Annotated in this window: 17 protein-coding genes; 9 read left to right on the top strand and 8 right to left on the bottom strand. The window is 72.7% G+C overall.

The genetic code is table 11. The annotated features are described in order from the left end of the window. Nucleotides 1–95 precede the first annotated feature (95 nt). Nucleotides 96–1,100: a magnesium transporter CorA family protein gene (locus tag GFH48_RS10045; RefSeq protein ID WP_153287932.1), complete on the top strand. Its 1,005-nt coding sequence runs from the start codon at nt 96–98 to the stop codon at nt 1,098–1,100. Between the two features lie 163 nt (nt 1,101–1,263). Here the strand turns inward: GFH48_RS10045 and alc are convergent, their stop codons facing one another. Together alc and allB are read right to left on the bottom strand one after the other, a co-directional pair. Next, entirely contained in the window at nt 1,264–2,379 is a 1,116-nt protein-coding gene (gene alc, locus GFH48_RS10050; protein ID WP_153287933.1) for an allantoicase, read from the bottom strand. Nucleotides 2,380–2,547: 168 nt separating this feature from the next. Beyond that, nucleotides 2,548–3,870, bottom strand: coding sequence for an allantoinase AllB (gene allB, locus GFH48_RS10055; protein ID WP_153292828.1), 1,323 nt, complete (start codon nt 3,868–3,870; stop codon nt 2,548–2,550). Nucleotides 3,871–4,167: 297 nt separating this feature from the next. Between allB and GFH48_RS10060 the strand changes: the two genes are divergently transcribed. After that, nucleotides 4,168–4,983: an IclR family transcriptional regulator gene (locus GFH48_RS10060; protein WP_153287934.1), complete on the top strand. Its 816-nt coding sequence runs from the start codon at nt 4,168–4,170 to the stop codon at nt 4,981–4,983. 66 nt (nt 4,984–5,049) lie between these two features. On the opposite strand, the gene GFH48_RS10065 is transcribed toward GFH48_RS10060, so the two are convergent. Further along, complete coding sequence (locus GFH48_RS10065) at nt 5,050–5,346, bottom strand: hypothetical protein (protein WP_153287935.1); 297 nt, start codon at nt 5,344–5,346, stop codon at nt 5,050–5,052. Between the two features lie 115 nt (nt 5,347–5,461). On the opposite strand from GFH48_RS10065, the gene yczR reads away from it, so the two are divergent. Next, nucleotides 5,462–6,937: a MocR-like transcription factor YczR gene (yczR, locus tag GFH48_RS10070; protein ID WP_228120490.1), complete on the top strand. Its 1,476-nt coding sequence runs from the start codon at nt 5,462–5,464 to the stop codon at nt 6,935–6,937. Between the two features lie 47 nt (nt 6,938–6,984). Here yczR and GFH48_RS10075 read toward each other — a convergent pair whose 3' ends face one another. Then, nucleotides 6,985–7,272 (bottom strand): DUF5955 family protein, encoded by a 288-nt coding sequence (locus tag GFH48_RS10075; protein ID WP_228120492.1) that lies wholly within the window; start codon nt 7,270–7,272, stop codon nt 6,985–6,987. 226 nt (nt 7,273–7,498) lie between these two features. Here GFH48_RS10075 and GFH48_RS10080 point away from each other — a divergent pair, with 226 nt between their 5' ends. Beyond that, nucleotides 7,499–8,098 (top strand): nucleotidyltransferase family protein, encoded by a 600-nt coding sequence (locus GFH48_RS10080; protein ID WP_153287937.1) that lies wholly within the window; start codon nt 7,499–7,501, stop codon nt 8,096–8,098. A gap of 187 nt (nt 8,099–8,285) precedes the next feature. Beyond that, complete coding sequence (gene aceB / locus GFH48_RS10085; RefSeq protein WP_153287938.1) at nt 8,286–9,911, top strand: malate synthase A; 1,626 nt, start codon at nt 8,286–8,288, stop codon at nt 9,909–9,911. Between the two features lie 4 nt (nt 9,912–9,915). On the opposite strand, the gene GFH48_RS10090 is transcribed toward aceB, so the two are convergent. Beyond that, nucleotides 9,916–10,206 (bottom strand): SelT/SelW/SelH family protein, encoded by a 291-nt coding sequence (locus tag GFH48_RS10090; RefSeq protein WP_228120494.1) that lies wholly within the window; start codon nt 10,204–10,206, stop codon nt 9,916–9,918. Continuing rightward, the gene (locus tag GFH48_RS10095) at nt 10,203–11,117 is read right to left on the bottom strand and encodes a HipA family kinase (RefSeq protein WP_153287939.1); all 915 of its coding nucleotides are present in this window, start codon (nt 11,115–11,117) and stop codon (nt 10,203–10,205) included. The genes GFH48_RS10090 and GFH48_RS10095 overlap by 4 nt, the downstream gene beginning before the upstream one ends. Nucleotides 11,118–11,380: 263 nt before the next feature. Between GFH48_RS10095 and GFH48_RS10100 the strand changes: the two genes are divergently transcribed. Continuing rightward, nucleotides 11,381–12,613, top strand: a complete 1,233-nt coding sequence (locus tag GFH48_RS10100; RefSeq protein WP_153287940.1) for a cytochrome P450 family protein — start codon at nt 11,381–11,383, stop codon at nt 12,611–12,613. A 219-nt stretch (nt 12,614–12,832) separates the two neighbouring features. Here the strand turns inward: GFH48_RS10100 and GFH48_RS10105 are convergent, their stop codons facing one another. Then, nucleotides 12,833–14,398, bottom strand: coding sequence for an IucA/IucC family protein (locus tag GFH48_RS10105; RefSeq protein ID WP_228120495.1), 1,566 nt, complete (start codon nt 14,396–14,398; stop codon nt 12,833–12,835). Nucleotides 14,399–14,515: 117 nt separating this feature from the next. On the opposite strand from GFH48_RS10105, the gene GFH48_RS10110 reads away from it, so the two are divergent. The 3 genes from GFH48_RS10110 to GFH48_RS10120 are packed head-to-tail and all read left to right on the top strand — an operon-like array spanning nt 14,516 to nt 18,128. After that, on the top strand, nt 14,516–16,003 hold the full coding sequence (locus GFH48_RS10110; protein WP_228120496.1) for an IucA/IucC family protein: 1,488 nt from the start codon (nt 14,516–14,518) through the stop codon (nt 16,001–16,003). A 44-nt stretch (nt 16,004–16,047) separates the two neighbouring features. Continuing rightward, entirely contained in the window at nt 16,048–17,313 is a 1,266-nt protein-coding gene (locus tag GFH48_RS10115) for a VWA domain-containing protein (RefSeq protein ID WP_153287943.1), read from the top strand. Beyond that, entirely contained in the window at nt 17,313–18,128 is an 816-nt protein-coding gene (locus tag GFH48_RS10120; protein ID WP_153287944.1) for a hypothetical protein, read from the top strand. Before GFH48_RS10115 ends, GFH48_RS10120 begins: the two co-directional genes overlap by 1 nt. A 343-nt stretch (nt 18,129–18,471) precedes the next feature. Here GFH48_RS10120 and GFH48_RS10125 read toward each other — a convergent pair whose 3' ends face one another. Then, nucleotides 18,472–19,104 carry a winged helix-turn-helix transcriptional regulator gene (locus GFH48_RS10125; RefSeq protein ID WP_153287945.1) on the bottom strand — a complete coding sequence of 211 codons (633 nt, stop codon included), beginning with the start codon at nt 19,102–19,104 and terminating at the stop codon, nt 18,472–18,474. Nucleotides 19,105–19,179: the final 75 nt, after the last annotated feature.

Consider the following 19,179-nt stretch of genomic DNA (forward strand, 5'->3'; position numbering starts at 1 on the left):
GGCGCCTCCGGCGGTAGTGTGCGGTGGACGGTGCGGTTTGCACATGCCGAGGCGTCCTGCGTCGTGACCGGGCATGTCATCCACGGTGAGGGACGATGATCGTATCGGTGGTGTCGATGCCGGAGGGCGTCGTCGTGCGGACGGACCTGTCGGAAGCGCGCGGGCGTCTCACGGCCCCCGGTTTCGTGATCGTGGACATCGACCAGGAGGACGATCCCCCGCCCGAAGGCCACCCCCTGTCGCGTCGGCTCGGACTGGACGCCGAGATCTGGGAGTGGATCGGCGAACGGCAGGAGCACGTGCGCGCCGACTACCGGGAGGGCGCGGCCGCGGGCATCGTCCCCGTGGTCTGCGGCGACCGGATCGTCTACGTCCAGATCCACGCGGACGAGGAGCACCTGATCACGGTTCACCGCGGGCCCGTCGAACTGATCGACACCTTCGTCGAGCGGCTGCGGCACGACCGGCCCACCGACGCGGTCACCGCGCTGTTCCTGATCCTGCAAGGCGTCCTGGAGAGCTTTCGCCGGGCCGTCACCGAGGCCCACCTGGAGGTCGAGGACCTGGAGGAGGCGATGTTCGAGGAACGCCGGCCGCAGCACGCCGAGAGGCTGGCCCTGCTGCGGCGGCGCGCCGCCCAGCTGCACCGCGTGTTCCTGCCCTACGCCTCGGTCGTCCAGGAGATCCTGGTACGCCGGAGGATGACCAACCACGCCATCCCCGAGGAGCGGCTGGCGATGAACCAGTTGCACGAGCACACGGTGCAGTTGGTGCTGCTGGAGATCGAGTCGCTGCGGGACGCGACCCGGCGCGCGGCCGGCAGTTACGCGTCGATCGTCGCCGATCAGCAGAACCTCGTGATCAACAGACTCACCGTCGTCTCGATGATCTTCTTGCCGCTGTCGTTCCTGACCGGGTTCTTCGGCATGAACTTCAACTTCCTGACCAACCGCCTCACGACCGAGGACTCCTTCCTGGCGCTCGGCCTGGGTCTGCAGGCGGCCTCCGTGGTCGCCGCGCTCTACTACGTGCTGTACCGCACGCACTGGCGGCAGCTCAGGGACAGCCGCTCCCACGGCACCGACAACGACGAGGCCTGACGCCCCACGGCCGGCCCCGCGCGCGGCCGCGTCGGCCCGCGGGCACCGGGCGTGACGCACCGCGACGCCTCCGGCTGACGCAGGCGGGGCGCGTCCCGCAACAACGGCCCGCGACGCGTCCGGCACGACAACGCCGGTCCGCTGCGCGTCCGGCCGGCCTGCCTCAGCCGCCGAGCTCCTGGTACCTGGCCGCCAGATCCGCCGTCCCCTCCGGCGTCAGTGAGCCGAAGAGCCGCAGCCGGGAGATGCCGCCGTCCGGGAAGATGTCCACGCGCGCGTGGGTGCCCACGGCCGGGGCGGTGAGCGCGAAGCGGTGGTTGGTGTCGGGCTGGAGGCGGGTACGGGGGACGATCTCCCTCCACTCGCCGTCCTCGCCGTCCCGTACCGACACCGACGCCCAGCCCGCGCTGTTGCCCTTCAGGTACGCCGTGTCGACCTCCAGGGCACGGATCTCGGACCGGGCGACGAGCCGGTAGCGGATCCAGTCGTGCCCGGTGTCACGGCGGCGGCGCGTCTCCCAGCCGTCGTCCATCTTGCGGGAGCGCCCCGGCTGGATGGTGTTGGTCGCGGGCGAGTAGAAGCGGTCGGAGGCGTCCTCGGCCAGGCCGCCGTTCTCCAGGGCGACGACGTCGAAGGTGCCGAGCGCGGCGAGCCACGCCGGGTCGGGGACGACCTCGCCGTGGACCCGCAGGCGCGCGATGCCGCCGTCGGGGTGCTGGTTGACGCGCAGATGCGTGAAGCGCTGTTCCACGTCGACGGCGAATCCGTTCGCCGCGTGGCCGCCGACCGCCGTGCGCGGGACGAGGGTCGTCCACTTCACCTCGTCCGCCAGCAGTTCCCGCGGCGACGGGGAGCCGGGCATCGACACGCCCTCGACCGACACCGCCTGCGGGTGGTTGCCGCGGAAGTGGGCCGTGTCGACGACGATGCCGCGGATCACGCCGGGCGCGCCGAGCCGCACCAGGGCCCAGTCGTGGTCCTCGGCCGTCGGCCACGGGTGGTCGGCCGAGGCGCCGCGCCTGCGGCGGGTCTCCCAGCCGTCCATGATCTTGCCCTTGTGCCCGAAGTGCTCGGGGTCGAACTCGGCGCGCCCGGACCCGAGGAGGTTCTCCCGTTCGGCGAAGAACTCGTCGTTGGCGGCGACGACACCCGCGCCGAGCCGCCGGTCCGCGAGGTCGGTGTCCCGCGCGAACGGGAACTCGGCGGTGCGGTAGTCGGCGTACGGGTCGCCGCCGCCGTAGGGGTTCGCGTCGCCGGTGAAGCGGGGAATCGCCGTCACGATGATCAGGTCTGCCTTTCGGGAGTCGGCCGGTGCGGACGCACGTGCGGGTGCGGGTGCCGGTACATCGGGTGCGGATACATCGGGTGCCGGCACGACAACCGGTGCCGGTACGCCACGTGGTCGCGGATGACCACAGCGGGTGTGGCCGGCTGGGGAGTCACGGAACTACGGGTGCCGGGAGAGGAGTTCACCGGCGGGGTCGGTGAACCGGCCCTCGGACATGACGCGTCGGCCGCGCAGCCAGGTCGACTTCACGACCCCGCTGAGGGTCTTGCCCGCGTAGGCCGTGACCGGGTTGCGGTGTTCCAGCGCGGCGGGATCGACGGTGAACGTCTCGTCGGGCGCGAGGACGGCGAAGTCGGCGTCGTGGCCCGCCAGGACGGCTCCCTTGCGGTGGTCGAGGCCGACCAGCCGCGCCGTACGGGTGGACATCCAGCGGACGACGTCCTCCAGGTCGTGGCCGCGCCTGCGGGCCTCGGTCCAGACGGCCGGCAGGCTCAGTTGCAGGCCTGAGACCCCTCCCCACGCGGTGGCGAAGTCGTCCGTCTTCAGGTCGGCCGTCGACGGCGAGTGGTCGGTGACGACACAGTCGATCGTGCCGTCGGCCAGCGCCTGCCACAGGAGGTCCTGGTTCGCGGCCTCGCGGATGGGCGGGCAGCACTTGAACTCGGAGGCGCCGTCCGGGACTTCCTCGGCGGTGAGCGTGAGGTAGTGCGGGCAGGTCTCCACGGTGAGCCGGACGCCCTCGGCCTTCGCCGCGGCGATCAGGGGCAGCGCACCGGAGGACGACAGATGCAGTACGTGGACGCGCGCGTCGAGGCGCCGGGCCTGCGCGACGAGGTTCCCGACGGCGGTGTTCTCGGCGTCGCGCGGGCGTGAGGCGAGGAAGTCGGCGTACCGTCGGCCGCCCTTGTGGGGGGCGGCGTCCAGATGGTGCGGGTCCTCGGCGTGGACGATCAGCAGGCCGCCGAACCCGGAGATCTCGGCGAGGGACCGGGCGAGCCGGTCCTGGTCGAGCTCCGGGAACTCCTCCACGCCGGACGGCGACAGGAAGGCCTTGAAGCCGAACACACCGGCGTCGTGCAGGGGGCGCAGGTCCTTGACGTTGTCGGGCAGGGCGCCGCCCCAGAACCCGACGTCGACATGCGCCTTGGAGCGCGCGACGTCCCGTTTGGTACGGAGGTGGTCGACCGTCGTCGTCGGCGGGAGGGAGTTCAGCGGCATGTCGACGATCGTGGTGATGCCGCCCGCCGCGGCGGCGCGTGTCGCCGTCCAGAAGCCCTCCCACTCCGTGCGGCCGGGATCGTTGACATGCACGTGGGTGTCGACGAGGCCGGGAAGGAGGACGTCGTCGCCGAAGTCCTCCAGACGGGCGCCGGCCGGCACCTCGGCGTCGTGCGGGAGCACCGCCGTGATCCTGCCCCCGGCGACCGCGACCGACGCGGCACGCGTTCCCTCGGGAGTGATGACACGCGTCGAGCGCAGCATCAGTTCGACCCATCCGACCTCGGACACCCGGACCCCTCTCTCCGCCGCTGTCGCCTTCCGGTACCGCTGTTCACTTCCACGCAACGGAATTCAACGTTCTGTTGAAAGAGTCTTCACTCCCGCCCTCCCGCCGTCAAGAGCGCGCGCGGGCCGCCACTCCCGACGCGGACACCCTGGATGTTTCCGCACAATGGAAATAGACTTCCACAAAGCAGAACGCAGCCACGCGCCACCGAAGAGTCAACCGACACCCGGGTACGCTGCATCACTGCCTGTCAGCCTCGAAAGGACCGCGCCGTGCCGACGTCCCGCGCCAGCGACGCCCCAGCGCAAAACGCCTCCGCCAAGTCATCCGCGCCGAGCGGTGGTGTCCAGTCCCTCGAGCGCGCCTTCGATCTGCTCGAACGCATGGCGGACGCCGGGGGCGAGGTCGGCCTGAGCGAGCTGTCCGCCAGCAGTGGACTGCCGTTGCCCACCATTCACCGGCTGGTGCGCACGCTGGTGGCCTGCGGTTACGTACGCCAGCAGCCGAACCGCCGGTACGCGCTCGGCCCCCGGCTGATCCGGCTCGGCGAGTCCGCGTCCCGGCTGCTCGGCACCTGGGCCCGCCCCTACCTCGCGCGGCTCGTCGAGGAGACCGGCGAGACCGCGAACATGGCGCTGCTCGACGGGGACGAGATCGTCTACGTGGCGCAGGTGCCCTCCAAGCACTCGATGCGCATGTTCACCGAGGTGGGCCGCCGGGTGCTGCCGCACTCGACGGGCGTGGGCAAGGCGCTGCTCGCGAACACCCCGGCGGACGAGGTGCGCGCGCTGCTCGGCCGCACCGGCATGCCCGCCGCGACGGAGAAGACGATCACCACTCCGGACGGTTTCCTCGCCGCGCTGGAGGAGGTCCGCCGGCTCGGCTACGCGGTCGACGACAACGAGCAGGAGATCGGCGTGCGCTGCCTCGCCGTCTCCGTCCCCGACTCCCCCACCGCCGCCGCCATCTCGATCTCCGGCCCCGCGGGCCGGGTCACCGAAGCGGCCACGGAGAAGATCGTCCCCGTGTTGCAGCAGGTCGCCGCCGAACTGTCGGAGGCCCTGGCCAGCTCCGGCCCGAACGCCTGACCAAACCCGCCGTCCGGATCCGTGCCGGGCATACGCCACGACCGGCGCCCGGACCTTCCCGAGCCGTCACGACCCGTCGCACCGGTGCCGTGACGGCCGGCCCCCGCGCCCCGCGGCGAGCCCGCGCGACCACGCTCCGAGGGGCACCCCCGGCATCCGCTCCTCCTCGCGGCGCTGCATCTCACGCTCCTCGCGATCGGTGAAGCCGGGGTCGGTGAACCCGGAGTCGGTGAACCCGGAGTCGGTGAACCCGGGGTCGGTGAAGCCGGGGTCGGTGAAGCCGGGGTCGGCAGGGCGGTGACCGGTGGGGCGGTGACCGCCACCGCTCCCCTGCCCCCCGACGGCTCCGCTGTCGACCGCCATCACTCCGCTCCCCTTCCCGCGCCTCCACATGGGCGCTGTGCCCGGGACTCCCCCGCGTCCCGCGAGTCTGTACGCTGATTGGCCTGCCCCACAGGGCCAATGCGAGGGAGTTGGCATGGTGAACGGACCAGTGGTCCACGGAATGGACAGGTCGCTGGGAAGCCGGCAGCTCGCCGGGCTGCTGTCCGCCGCGCCGCACACCGACGGCCGCCCCGGTTACCGCGCCCTCGCCGACGGCGTCCGCACGCTGCTCCTGCACGGCCGGATCGCGCTGCACGTCCGGCTGCCCGCGGAGCGCGAACTGGCCTCGGCGCTCGGGATCAGCCGCGCCACGGTGACGGCGGCGTACGACCTGTTGCGGGAGGACGGGTTCGCGCGCAGCAGGCGAGGGGCGGGGACGTGGACCGAACTGCCCGACGGCCACCGCCCAGCCAATGTGGCCTCCTTCCCGGCCGACGACGGGGTGATCGACCTGGCCGTCGCGGCGCCCGGCGCACCCGAGGCACAGCTCGCGGAGGCTCTCGCCGAGGCGGCCCGACTGCTGCCGCGGCAGGCCTCGACACCCGGCTATCACCCCTACGGGATGACGGAGTTGAGGGCCGCCGTCGCCGAGCGGTTCACCCGGCGCGGGCTGCCGACGCTGCCGGACCAGATCCTCATCACGAACGGGGCGCAGCAGGCGCTCTCGCTGACGCTGGGGCTGCTCGGGCGTCCCGGTGACCGGATCCTGGTCGAGAACCCCTCCTATCCGAACGCGCTCGACACCATGCGGCGCGCCGGGCTGCGCACCACCCCCGTTCCCGTCACGGAGGACGGCTGGGACCCGGGGCTGATCGACTGCGCGCTGCGGCAGGCGGCGCCCCGGCTCGCGTATCTGATTCCCGACTTCCACAATCCGACGGGCCGTCTGATGCCGCCCGAGCAGCGTCTGGCGGTGATGGAGTCGGCGCGCGCCACGGGTACCTGGCTGGTGATCGACGAGACGATGACGGACATCGCGCTCGATGTACCGCCGGCCGCGCCGTTCGCGTCGCTCGCCCCGCGGGGGACGGGCGAACAGATCGTCACCGTGGGGTCGTTGAGCAAGACGCACTGGGGCGGGCTGCGGCTCGGCTGGGTGCGCGCGGGCTCGCGGCTGATCACGGAACTGGCGACCGCGCGGGTGCCGGCGGACATGGGCGGTTCGGTCCTGAACCAGTTGGTGGGCCTCGGTCTGCTGGCGCGCACGGACCAGGTCCTGTCCGAGCGGCTGCCGCGGCTGCGGGCCCAGCGGGACGCGCTCGCCGAGTCGCTCGGCCGTCATCTCCCCGACTGGCGCTGGAAGTCGCCGCCGGGCGGTCTGTCCCTGTGGATCGACCTGGGACGTCCGATCGCCTCGCAGCTGGCCCGCGCGGCCCTCACCCGGGGCGTGCGCGTCGAGGGCGGCGCCCGCTTCGGAGCGGACCCGGGCACCCACGAGTCCCGGCTGCGCTTCCCGTACACCTTGGCGCCCGAAGTGCTCGACGAGGCCGTACGCCGGGTCGCCGCCGCCCTGGACGGCGGCCTGGACGCGGCCGGCGCGGACACCGGGCGCCCGCGCTGGATCGCCTGACCGCGGCAGGGCCGGGTCCGGCCCCACGCGAGCGCGGTGGGCCCGGCCTACCGCAGCGGTGGTCGTCCGAACAGCTCCACCGCGCTGCGCACCTCCGCGAGGCCCGACGCCAGCGCGCTGACCGAGCCGATGGCGCCCGCGATCAGCAGCAGGGAGCGGCGCAGCCGCGGGATCTCGGGGACGCCGCTGAGGGCCATCGCGGCGAGCGCCGCGAGTTCGTCCTCGGCGATGCCCCGGTCGGGGAACTCCACCGGGTGCACCGCGAGTTCACGGCGCAGCCGGGAGACGGCGGTCCGCAGTTCGGCCACTCTCGGGTCCTCGTCGCTGCCGGTCACTGACCTCTGCCCCAAGCTCCGCAACACAGCCTTCTCCCCCCTCGTACACCCCGGTGCGCGGGTTTCTCGCCCGCACGCCCGCATGTCCCCGTGTCCCAGGGCGCCGGTCGGGCACCGAGGGACGCGGGTCAGTAAACGCCACCCGGTGAGGTGGGCGCCACAGGGCGGACCGAAATTCAGCCTCCCGAAACCGTGCGGTCGACGCGCGGTCAGGTATGCAGGACGCATGACGGACAGGCAAGACCAGGTGGCCGGGCTGCTCCTCGCGGCGGGCGGGGGACGACGGCTCGGCGGGCGGCCCAAGGCGCTGCTCGAACACCGGGGGCGCCCCCTCGTGGAACACGCGGTCGGAGTGCTGCGGGCGGCCGGCTGCACGCGCGTCCATGTGGTGCTGGGGGCGGGCGCCTCGGCCGTACGGGAGCGGGCGCGGCTCGACGGCTGCGTGCTCGTCGACAACCCGGAGTGGGAGCGGGGTATGGGCTCGTCGCTGCGGGCCGGGCTCGGCTCGCTCGGCGGTACGGGCGCGCGGGCGGCGCTGGTCTCGCTGGTCGACCAGCCCGGCATCGGGTCCCTGGCGGTCGCCCGGGTGCTCGCCGCGTACCGGGACGACACCTCGCTGGTCTCGGCGGCGTACGACGGCACGCGCGGCCATCCCGTCCTCTTCGGCGCGGCCCACTGGGCCGGCATCGCGGCGAGTGCGACCGGTGACCGGGGGGCACGTGCCTATCTGGCGGAGCGGGACGCGGCGATCACGCTCGTCGAGTGCGGGGACGTGGCGAAGCCGTACGACATCGACACGGAGGACGATCTGGGACACCTTGAGTGAACGGCGTGGCACTGGGCGCCATAGTGCCTCGACCCGGAGAATCTCGACATCAACAAATCATTGAACTTCCACCATGAGGAAACTACTATCCACTGTTCAGAAGCGCCGTGCTGCTCTCCAGGCGCTCAGTGCCCTGCCCGGGTCGCCTGGCACCCGGTGCCACGCTCGCTGAAGGAAGTGACAGCTCATGTCCGCACCAGCGCCGTCCCCGCTGGCCATCGTCGACGCCGAGCCCCTGCCCCGGCAGCAAGAGGTCCTCACGGACGCGGCCCTCGCCTTCGTGGCCGAGCTGCACCGGCTGTTCACGCCCCGGCGTGACGAGCTCCTCGCCCGCCGCGCGCGGCGCCGCGCGGAGATCGCCCGCACCTCCACGCTCGACTTCCTCCCGGAGACCGCCGCGATCCGCGCGGACGACTCCTGGAAGGTGGCCCCGGCCCCGGCGGCCCTGAACGACCGCCGGGTGGAGATCACCGGCCCCACCGACCGCAAGATGACCGTCAACGCCCTCAACTCGGGTGCCAGGGTGTGGCTCGCGGACTTCGAGGACGCCTCCGCGCCCACCTGGGAGAACGTGGTCCTCGGCCAGGTCAACCTGATCGACGCTTATACCCGGAACATCGACTTCACCGACCCGGGGTCCGGCAAGTCGTACGCCCTCAAGGCGGACGAGGAGCTCGCGACCGTCGTCATGCGGCCGCGCGGCTGGCACCTGAACGAGCGGCACCTCGTCGCCGCCGACGGTACGCCCGTACCGGGTGCGCTCGTCGACTTCGGCCTGTACTTCTTCCACAACGCCCAGCGGCTGATCGACCTCGGCAAGGGCCCGTACTTCTATCTCCCGAAGACGGAGTCGCACCTGGAGGCCCGTCTCTGGAACGACGTCTTCGTCTTCGCGCAGGACTACGTCGGCGTCCCGCAGGGCACGGTCCGCGCGACCGTACTGATCGAGACGATCACGGCCGCGTACGAGATGGACGAGATCCTCTACGAACTCCGCGACCACGCCTCCGGGTTGAACGCGGGCCGCTGGGACTATCTCTTCTCCATCGTCAAGAACTTCCGTGACGGCGGGCAGAAGTTCGTGCTGCCGGACCGCAACGCGATCACGATGACGGCCCCGTTCATGCGCGCCTACACCGAACTCCTCGTCCGCACCTGCCACCGGCGCGGCGCGCACGCCATCGGCGGTATGGCGGCGTTCATCCCGTCGCGGCGCGACGAGGAGGTCAACAAGGTCGCCTTCGAGAAGGTCAAGGCCGACAAGGACCGCGAGGCGGGCGACGGGTTCGACGGGTCGTGGGTGGCCCACCCGGACCTCGTCCCGATCGCGATGGCCTCCTTCGACGCCGTCCTCGGCGACCGGCCGAACCAGAAGGACAGGCTGCGCGAGGACGTGTCGGTCGCCGCCGGTGACCTGATCGCCGTCGACTCGCTCGACGCCAAGCCCACGTACGACGGTCTCGTCAACGCCGTCCAGGTCGGCATCCGTTACATCGAGGCCTGGCTGCGCGGCCTCGGGGCGGTCGCCATCTTCAACCTGATGGAGGACGCGGCGACGGCGGAGATCTCCCGCTCGCAGATCTGGCAGTGGATCAACGCGGGTGTCGTCTTCGAGAACGGCGAGAGCGCCACCCCGGAACTCGCCCGGAAGATCGCCGCCGGTGAACTGGCCGCCATCCGCGCCGACATCGGCGAGGAGTCCTTCGCCGCGGGCAACTGGCAGCAGGCGCACGACCTGCTGCTGACGGTGTCCCTGGACGAGGACTACGCGGACTTCCTCACGCTGCCCGCCTACGAGCAGCTCGCCGGCTGAGCCGTCACCTCTCCGAGTGGCCCAGGGACCTGCCCGGGGCCACTCGGTCGCGTACGAGCCGCTTGACCGCCGTGGGTTCCGGGAAGCCCTGCTCACGCCGGTCCCAGACGACCTCGTCGTCGACCCGGACGACGAAGACACCGCCGGTTCCGGGCTTGAGGGACAGTTCGCCCAGTTCCGTCTCGAACGTGGTGAGCAGCTCCTGCGCCAGCCAGGCCGCGCGCGGCAGCCAGCGGCACTGGGTGCAGTACTCGATCTGCACGCGGTGGGGGTTCGCCGAGGGCATCGTGGTCATTCGAGGTGCACCGACCAATCCTGTTCCGCCGCCGGTTTGCCGTGCAGGTCCGGCACCCGCTTGAGCCAGTCCGGCCGCCCGCGTTCGGTGCGCGCCGCCCGGTCCGCGTCCTCGGCGGCGAGCTGCTCGCGGCTCGGGAAGTCCGTGGGCAGCCAGGCCGCCGACGCCTCCACCCGGGCGAGGAGGTAGCCCACGTACGCGTCCCGGGCCTCGTCGGGGGTCGCGAAACCGGGCTCGTCCGCGAGCCAGGCGTCCGGCACCTGTGCCGTGACCTCCCGCAGCAGCGTCTCCGTCACCTTGGGCGCGAGTTCGGCGTCCGCCGCCCGGGTGTCCGGGGCGAAGCCGCCGAGCGCGTGGTGCCGGAAGTCGTAGGCCTTCTCCGGCGCGGAGGCGTCCCAGCGGTGGTGGAAGACCAGGGCGGCGCCGTGGTCGATCAGCCACAGGCGCGGCGGTGCGATGCCGAACGTGGGCCAGATCATCAGGTTCGAACTGTGCACCGTACGGTCGACGTTGACCGTCAGGGCGTCCAGCCAGATCACCCTGCCCGCCTCCACCGGGTCCACCGCGAAGGTCCTGGCGGCCTCCGGGGTGAAGTCCCGCGCGCCCGGCAGATAGTCCATCCCGAGGTTCACGCCGGCGCTGGCCCGCAGCAGGTCCTGGACCTCCTGGTGAGGTTCGTCCCCGGCGACCGCGGGGTCGAAGTGCACGAGGACCAGCTCGGGGAAGCGGAGCCCGAGTGCGCGCGCCAGCTCACCGACGATCACCTCGGCGACCAGCGCCTTGCGGCCCTGCGCGGAACCGGTGAACTTCACGACGTACGTGCCCAGGTCGTCGGCCTCGACGAGTCCCGGCAGCGAGCCGCCCTCGTGCAAGGGCGCGACGTAGCGGTTCGCGATCACTTCTGTGAGCATTTTCCCAGGCTATCTGGCGGATGGGCCCCATCGTCCGGCATGAGGTGCGCATAGTGGTCGGGTGTGATCGTCGAGGGCGCGGACCCCGGCCCGCTCGTGGACACCACCATCGGCACGCCCGGCCTCGTGCGGCCCGCGCGGCCTGCGTGGCGTCCGTCCCGGTCATCACCGGCGGCTCCCCCACCGACCCGGCTCCGCCGCCCGTGGCCCGACCCGGTCCCGAGCCCCGGCACGCACATCGCACTCGGACAGGAGGAACGAACATGACCACGACCGACCACGACGACATCACCGTGCTGGACGCCGCCTTCAAGGCCGACGCGCACGACCGGTACGCGGAACTGCGTGCCCGCGGTCCCATCCACAAGGTGCAGATCCTGCGCGGCCTCGACACCTGGGTGGTCCTCGACCACGACCTGGCGAAGGCCGCTCTGACCCACCCCGCTCTCCTCAAGGACGCGACGCCGGCCGCCGAGGCCCTCGAAGCGGTCGGATTCACCGCTCACCGGCCGGAATCCGGTCTGGGTGTCAACATGCTCAACGCCGATCCGCCCGACCACACCCGGCTGCGCGGTCTGGTGGCGGCCGCGTTCACCAGACCGCGGATCGAGGCGCTGCGGCCCCGCGTCGCCGAGATCGCCGAGGGCCTCGCCGACGCGATGGCACCGCTGGGCACCGCCGACCTCGTCCGGTCGTTCACCGGGCCGCTTCCCGTCCAGGTCATCTCGGAGCTGCTGGGCGTGCCGCAGGACGGCCGCGACTCGTTCCGCGCCTGGACGTCACAGGCGCTGGGCTCGACCTCGGAGAGACAACGGGAGGCCTTCGTCAGCCTCAACGGCTATCTGGCCGAACTCGTCGCCGAGAAACAGCGCTCACCCGGTGACGACCTGCTGTCCGCGCTCACCGCGGTGTACGACCAGCGGGACGGCCGGCTGTCGAAGGCCGAGCTGGTGGGCACCGCGAACCTCCTGGTGGTGGCCGGTCACGACACGACGGTGAACCTCCTGGGCAACGCCATGGTGGCGCTGTTGCGCCACCCCGAGCAGGCACGGCGGCTGCGCGAGCGCCCGGAGCTCCTGCCCGGCGCGGTCGAGGAGTTACTGCGGTTCGATCCGCCGGTCGAGTTCACGCCGATGCGGTACGCGGCCGAGGACATCACCCTCGGCGGCGCCCGGATCCCGCGCGGAGGTGCCGTCGTGGTGGCGCTGACCTCGGTGGGACGGGCCGACCCGGCCATGGCTCCGGCGGAACGGGACGTCCTCGACGTGCGCCGCCCCGACGTCCGTCACCTGTCGTTCGGACACGGTATCCACCACTGTCTCGGCGCGCCGCTGGCCCGGCTGGAGGCGGAGGTCGGCATCGGGACACTCCTGCGCCGCTTCCCGGACCTGGCCACCGCGGTGCCGCCGGCCGACATCCCGTGGATACCCGTCGGCCTCATGCGCGGACCGGTCGCCCTGCCCGTCACCTTCACCCCGGTTCCCACGACCGCCTAGGCCGGATCCGGCCGGCGTGAGGATCGGACGCCGGCCCGGACCAGGTGCCGAAGGCGACGTGAGGCGACGCGCACGGCCCGTGCCCCGACGTCCACGTCCAGGGCCCGCCGCCCCCGCCGCGCCCCTCGGCGGCCGGGGGCGGCGGCAGGTCCGACGACCCGGTCCCCACCCGCCGGAGGCCGACAGGCGCGAACCGACAGGCGCGGACCGACAGGGCGGTCAGGCGCGGGCCAGTGGGTTGGCCAGCGGCAGGTAGCGGGCGTCGGCGCCGTCCGCGCCGGTCCAGCGGAGCAGCAGGTTCGTCTTGCCGGGGAGGGTCGGGGCGGTGAGCAGGGCGGTGATCGCGTCCGTGATCCCGGGCAGGCCGTGCCCGGCCAGTTCGGCCCGTACGGCGGGCCAGGGGTCCCAGCCCGGGTGCCGCTCCGCGAGCAGGGCCGCCAGTTCGGTCACGTTGTTGACGATCAGGCAGTACACCAGCCGCTCCCACCCGGCGGCCCGGTCCACGTCCGTCAGGAGTTTCACGCCCTCCGCGTCCCGGAACAGCGCCTGGACGGGCGTGCCGTGGGCGTCCACGGCGACCAGGGTGTTCTGCAGGTGCGCCTCCACGACCACTCCGTGCCGCGCGAACGCCTCCAGCACCGGCGGTACGACGTGGCGCAGATACGCCGTCCACCAGGCGGACGGATCTCCGAGGCCGTCGAGGGGGCTGCCCTCGAAGCCCTCCACGAGGGCGGCCGCGAGCAGCGGTGTGGTGCCCGGCGCGGTGTGCTCGCGCAGCCCGTCACGGACGAGGACGGCGAGCTCCTCGAAGGCGAAGTCGGCGGTGCGGTAGCCGCGGTCGCTCAGCCAGGCCGCGGAGGCGCCCCCCGGGCGGTCCGTGGCGTGGTCCGCCGGGTGGTCCGCCGGTGCGCTCATGGCGGTGAAGGCGGCTGCCGTCGCCGCGTCCGTGCGGCGCAGCTTCAGCAGGTCGTGCCGCCACAGCCGGCGGATGTCGTTGGTGATGCGCACGTCGAGACTGAACTTGACGAAGAGGTCGTCCTCGGCGGCGTACAGCGTGCGGACGGCGGCCGTCGGCCACAGCGGGCGGGCCGTGCGGCCGAGGCGCACCAGCCGGCCGTCCGCGAAGGCGGCCCGGATCGCCGGACGGGAGCCGACGAGGTCGAGCTGCCAGGGGTGGGCCGGCAGCAGCCGGTAGCCGGCCGGCGCCTGTCCGAAGACGTCGAGCGGCGTCGTGTCGCCCTCCTCGGCGACCGCGTCCTCGCGGACGCCGAGGAGTTCCAGCGGGAAGCGGGCGTACGCCTCGGGCGCGTACGGCAGCCAGCCCGCGGTGGGGCCGCCCCCGCGTGTTTTGGGCGCCGGATGGTAGGGATGCCCGGTGATCAGGGACTGCTCGGACCGCACGTACGGGTCGTCCGGCGGCGTCGCGGCGGAGCGCGCGGCGAGCAGCGCGGCCACCGTGTCACGGCTGTCGGTCATCTCCGCGGGCAGCTCGGAGTTGGACAGCCCGGTGACCCGGCGCAGTTCCTCGGCCGTGAGTTCGACCAGCGCGGTGTGGTCGAGCCGCCGCCAGGTGCCGTCGACGTACACCTCGGGGGCGGTGGGCCGTCGTGCGCCCCGTACACGCATCAGCCGGCCGCTGGCCCGGAGCCGGAACGTACCGGGGTCCCCGGCGGGTTCCGCCACCTCCCGCAGCAGACAATTGAGCAGCGGCGCCGCGGCGTACGCGTCGGCGGCGTCTTCACCTTCTCCGTCGCTCCCGGCGAGCGGAGGCAGTCTGGGCGGCATGGAGTCCACGCGATCCATTCGTTCCCTACGGTGCACTGGTGATCATTATGTCTGCCGGCGCGAGCGCCCGCGACGCAGTCCCCGTATCCAAGGAGCCCGACCGTGCACCGTCTCCCCATGCCCGAGGCCGAAGCCGCGCTCGCCGGTGAACTGAGCGCCGTTCGTCCGGACCTGTCGGCGCCGTACGAGACCGGCCTCCCCGGCGCCCGGGCCGCCGTGCTGACGCGGCTGTGGCGGGCGCTGGCCCATGAGCCGATGCCGTGGATCGCGCGCCGCGAGCGGGGGCGCGAGGGTCTCACGCTGCACCTCGCCGACGGGCGGCGGCTGCACGGCCCGCACGCAGACCCGTACGCCACCAGCGCGTACGTCACCGAACTGCGGCTCGACGACCGGCCGTACGACCGTGCGGACCATCTGATGACGGTCCTGGCGGTCCCGCACGCGATCGATTTCGCGGCCGAACTCGCGCACAGCGCTGCCTCGTTGGCACTGTCCCGCGCGCAGCCCGGGCCGGCCGGCCGGGAACCCGGGGCGAGCTGGGAGTGGGAGCAGCAGGTGGTCGACGGGCATCCTTACCATCCCAACTGCCGCTCCCGTCCCGGGTTCTCGGCGGCCGAGCAGCTCGCGTACGGCCCGGAGCACCGGCCGGTCGTGGAGCTGGGGCTGGTCGCCGTGGACGACTGCCTGGTGCGCGGCGAGTGGCCCAAGTGGCTCCGGGACGAGGACCGGGTCCTGATCCCGGTGCACCCCTGGCAGGCGGCGCACGTACTGGACCGGAGCCACCAGGAGGGTTTCTCCGCCCATCCGTTGATGTCGCTGCGGACCCTGGCACTGCCGGACGGCCCGCATGTGAAGACGGCCCTGAGCGCCCGGCTCACGTCCTCCGTCCGGGACATCTCGGTCTACTCGATCGAGACATCGGCGACGCTCTCGGCGTTCGCGGAGGAGATCGCGGCCCGCACGGACGGTCTGCTGCACGTGACCCGCACACTTGGCGCCGTCTCGGCCCACTCCCCCGCGCTGGCGGCGGTGCTGCGCGAGTCCCCGGACCTGTACGCCCGTGCCGGCGAGCGCGTCGTCCCGGTGGCCGCCCTCGCGGCCACCGGGCTCCCCCGGTCCGCGGGATGGACGGCGCGGTTCACCCGTCTCGCGCTCACCGTCGGACTGCGCCTGCTCGACCTGGGGGTGGCCCTGGAGGCACACGGACAGAACCTCCTCGTCGTGCTGGACGCCGCGGGTGAACCGGTGCGGCTCGTCTACCGGGACCTGGCGGACATCCGCGTCAGCCCGCTCCGGCTGGCCCGGCACGGCATCGCGGCCCCCGCGATGTCCGGACGGATCGTCACGGACGACGAGACCACGCTGCGCCGGAAGCTGTTCGGCTCGCTGGTCGCCGGCGCTCTGGGGGCCACGGCGGGCTCCTCGGCCGTGCTGCGCGAGAACCTGGCGGGCGTGGTGGACGACCTGCCGCGCACGCCGGATCTCGCGGTGCTGCTCGGCGAGCCCCTGCCCACCAAGGCGTTGACCCTGATGAGGCTGTCCCCGAAGACCCCCGGGGACATCTGGGCGCGGATTCCGAACCCGCTCACCGGCCGTCGATCCTGAAGATCGTTTTGAAGCCCGGCACCTTTGATCAATAGGATTCCTCGATGATCACAAGACAACGGCTGGCGGCGGGAGTCTGCGCCCTGCTCGCCGCCCTGACGGCCGGGATCGCCTTCCCGGCCGGAGCGGTCGCCGACGAAACGGCGGCGCAGGCCGCCCCCAAGGTCGAACTGGTGCTGGACGTCAGCGGTTCGATGCGGGCGAACGACATCGACGGCGGATCACGGATGGCCGCCGCGAAGCAGGCGTTCAACGAGGTGCTCGACGCGACCCCCGAGGAGGTCCAGCTCGGCATACGCACCCTCGGCGCCAACTACCGCGGGAACGACCGCAAGACGGGCTGCAAGGACACCGCCCAGCTGTACCCGGTGGGGACACTGGACCGCACGGAGGCGAAGGCCGCCGTCGCGACCCTGACACCCACCGGCTGGACACCGATCGGCCCGGCGCTGCTCAAGGCCGCCGCCGACCTCGACGGCGGCGACGGCACCCGGCGCATCGTCCTCATCAGTGACGGCGAGGACACCTGCCAGCCGCTCGACCCCTGCGAGGTGGCCCGGGAGATCGCCGCCAAGGGGGTCGGTCTCACCATCGACACCCTCGGGCTGGTGCCCGACGCCAAGACCCGCGACCAGCTCAGCTGTATCGCGGACGCGACCGGGGGCACCTACACCTCGGTCCAGCACAAGGAAGAACTCACCGACCGTGTCGGTCAGTTGGTGGACCGCGCGGCCGATCCGGTGGCGACTCCGGTCGCCGTCGAGGGCGCCGCCGCCTGCACCGAGGCCCCGGCGCTGAAGTCCGGGCTCTACACCGACCGTGAGGAGTTCGCGCAGCACCGCTGGTACCGGGTGGACGTCGAGCCGGGCAAGGAACTGCGCGCCTCGGTGAGCGTCGCGGCCGACCGTACCGTCAACCCCGACTACGGGGTGCTGCTGCGCGCCGTCACGGTGCACGGACGGGAGATCGTCCGGGGCGAGGCGGCGGGCAACGGCCGTACCGACGTCATCTCCACCGGTCTGCGCTATCCGAAGGCGGAGAGCGACGACGAGGACGCCCCGGCCGAGACCGTGTGCCTCCAGGTGTCCAACTCCTTCTCGGCGGCGAGCGGTGTGAAGACCACGCCGGGCATGCCGCTGGAGCTGACGGTCGACGTCGTCGACGGACCGGACCAGGCGAGCGACGTGGCCTCCTTCGGCCTCGGGCGCGGCTGGTGGCTGCTCGGCGCCCTCGTGGTCATCGGCTTCCTGGCGGGTGTGCTGTGGGGCTGGATCTCGCGCCTGCGGATCGCGGTCTGGAGGACCAACTGATGCGTTTTGGACGTGTGTTGAGCACGGCTCTGCTGCTGCTCGGGGTCGCGGCGGCACCCGCCGTCGCCGACTCCTCGCCCACTCCGAGCCCGTCGGGTGACGACAGCGCGCCCACCCGGGCCGGTACGTCGTTCCGTACGGCGACCGAGATCGAGCAGGGCACGCAGGCCACCGCCAGCGGGTCCGCGGGCGACTACCTGTACTGGTCCTTCCCGGCGGACGCCGGTCAACGGCCCACCGTGAAGGCGACGGTGAAGCTGCCGGAGGCCTCCACGCGCGGGGCCGCCGAGACCTGGCAGGTCGACGTGTACGACGGGCTGCGGCGGCGTCAGGCCTGCCAGTACGGGGCGCAGACGCGGACGGCGGCGCAGGACGCGGCCACCGTGGAGCTGTCCTGCACCCTGCGCACCGTGCGCGCCTGGTCGGAGACCTGGGCCGACGACCCGCTGCCGGGTACGTACTACATCCGGCTGACGGCCACCGGACTGCCGGCGGCCGAACTGGGCCTGCCGGTAGGCGCGGAGGTGAAGGTCGACTCCAAGGACATCGGCGGCTCGGCCGCGGTCGACGGCTCGCTGGGCAAGCCGCTGGTGCCGGGGATCGCGACGAGTGCCAAGGAGTCGGACTCCGGTTCCGGCTCGTCGAAGACCGCCCTGTCGTCGATCGAGCCCGACGACGGCTGGACCTCCGGCTGGTGGTCCGACCGCTGGGTGTGGACCGCGATCGGCGGCGTCCTCGCGGCCGTCGCGGGCATCGGCGGCTACACGCTGACCCGCGGATCGGGACGGCCCTCCCGGGTGCCCCCGGGCGTCTAGTGCCGCACGAGGGCGTGGACGCCGCCACGACGGCGTGAACGCCCGTACGACGGCGAGGTCCCGCCGTGCTCCCCCACGGCACGGCGGGCCCCGTCCCCACCCGGCCCACCCTCGTCCGGGCCCCCGGTCCGGCGGGTGGCGTGCGGAACGCCCCCGCGTCCGTGCGGCCCCCGGCGGCCCGCCACGGCCGTGACAGCTCCCTAGCCGCCCGCGGTTACCACCCTGTGGTCGCCGCGGCGCCGCCCGCGATGTTCTCGAACGTGCTGGAAGTGTCCGGCGCGGACGGCGCGCCGGCCCCGCGAAGTACACCCCGGCCGCCGAACGCGCGGGCGGCCCACCGGTGTCACTCCCCGCGCAACGCCTTGGCGAGGGTGCCCTCCCCCGTCACGCCGATACGGCCCGCACGCACCGCCTCCAGCACGGTCGAGGTCCCGCGGCTCACCGCCGTACAGGTCGCGGCGTCCAGCGACAGCCGGACGTCCGGCTCCTGAGGGGCGGGTCCGTCCCCGTAGACCGGGCCGTCCGATACGCCCACCCGTACGTGGAACTCGCCCTCGTCCAGCCGGACTTCGACCATCCCCTCACCCTCCCCCGCCAGACCGCGCAGCAGCGGCAGCGCGAACCAGTGCGCCCGTACGGCGTCGGTGGCCCCGCGCTCGCCGAGAGCGGGCGCGCCCCATTCGCCGAGCGCCTGGAGGACCGGAAGCAACTCCGCTCCCCGGTCGGTGAGTTCGTAGACGTACACGGCGCCGGGCGGCGGCAGCCGGCGCCGGGTCGTCAGGCCGTCGCGCTCCATGTCCCTGAGCCGGGAGGCGAGGACGTCCGTGCTCACGCCGGGCAGATCGGCGTGCAGGTCGGTGTAGCGGCGCGGGCCGCCGAGCAGCTCGCGGACGATCAGGAGGGTCCAGCGGTCACCGACGGCGTCGAGCGCGCGGGCCGCGGAACAGTACTGGTCGTAGCTTCGGCGAGGTGACATGCGACGCAGTCTAGACATGTTGTTGGACTTTCCAAGCGTCTACTTGGTAAAACCAAGCAACACCACGAACCGGAG

The sequence above is a fragment of the Streptomyces fagopyri genome (assembly GCF_009498275.1).
GTDB classification, from domain to species: domain Bacteria; phylum Actinomycetota; class Actinomycetes; order Streptomycetales; family Streptomycetaceae; genus Streptomyces; species Streptomyces fagopyri.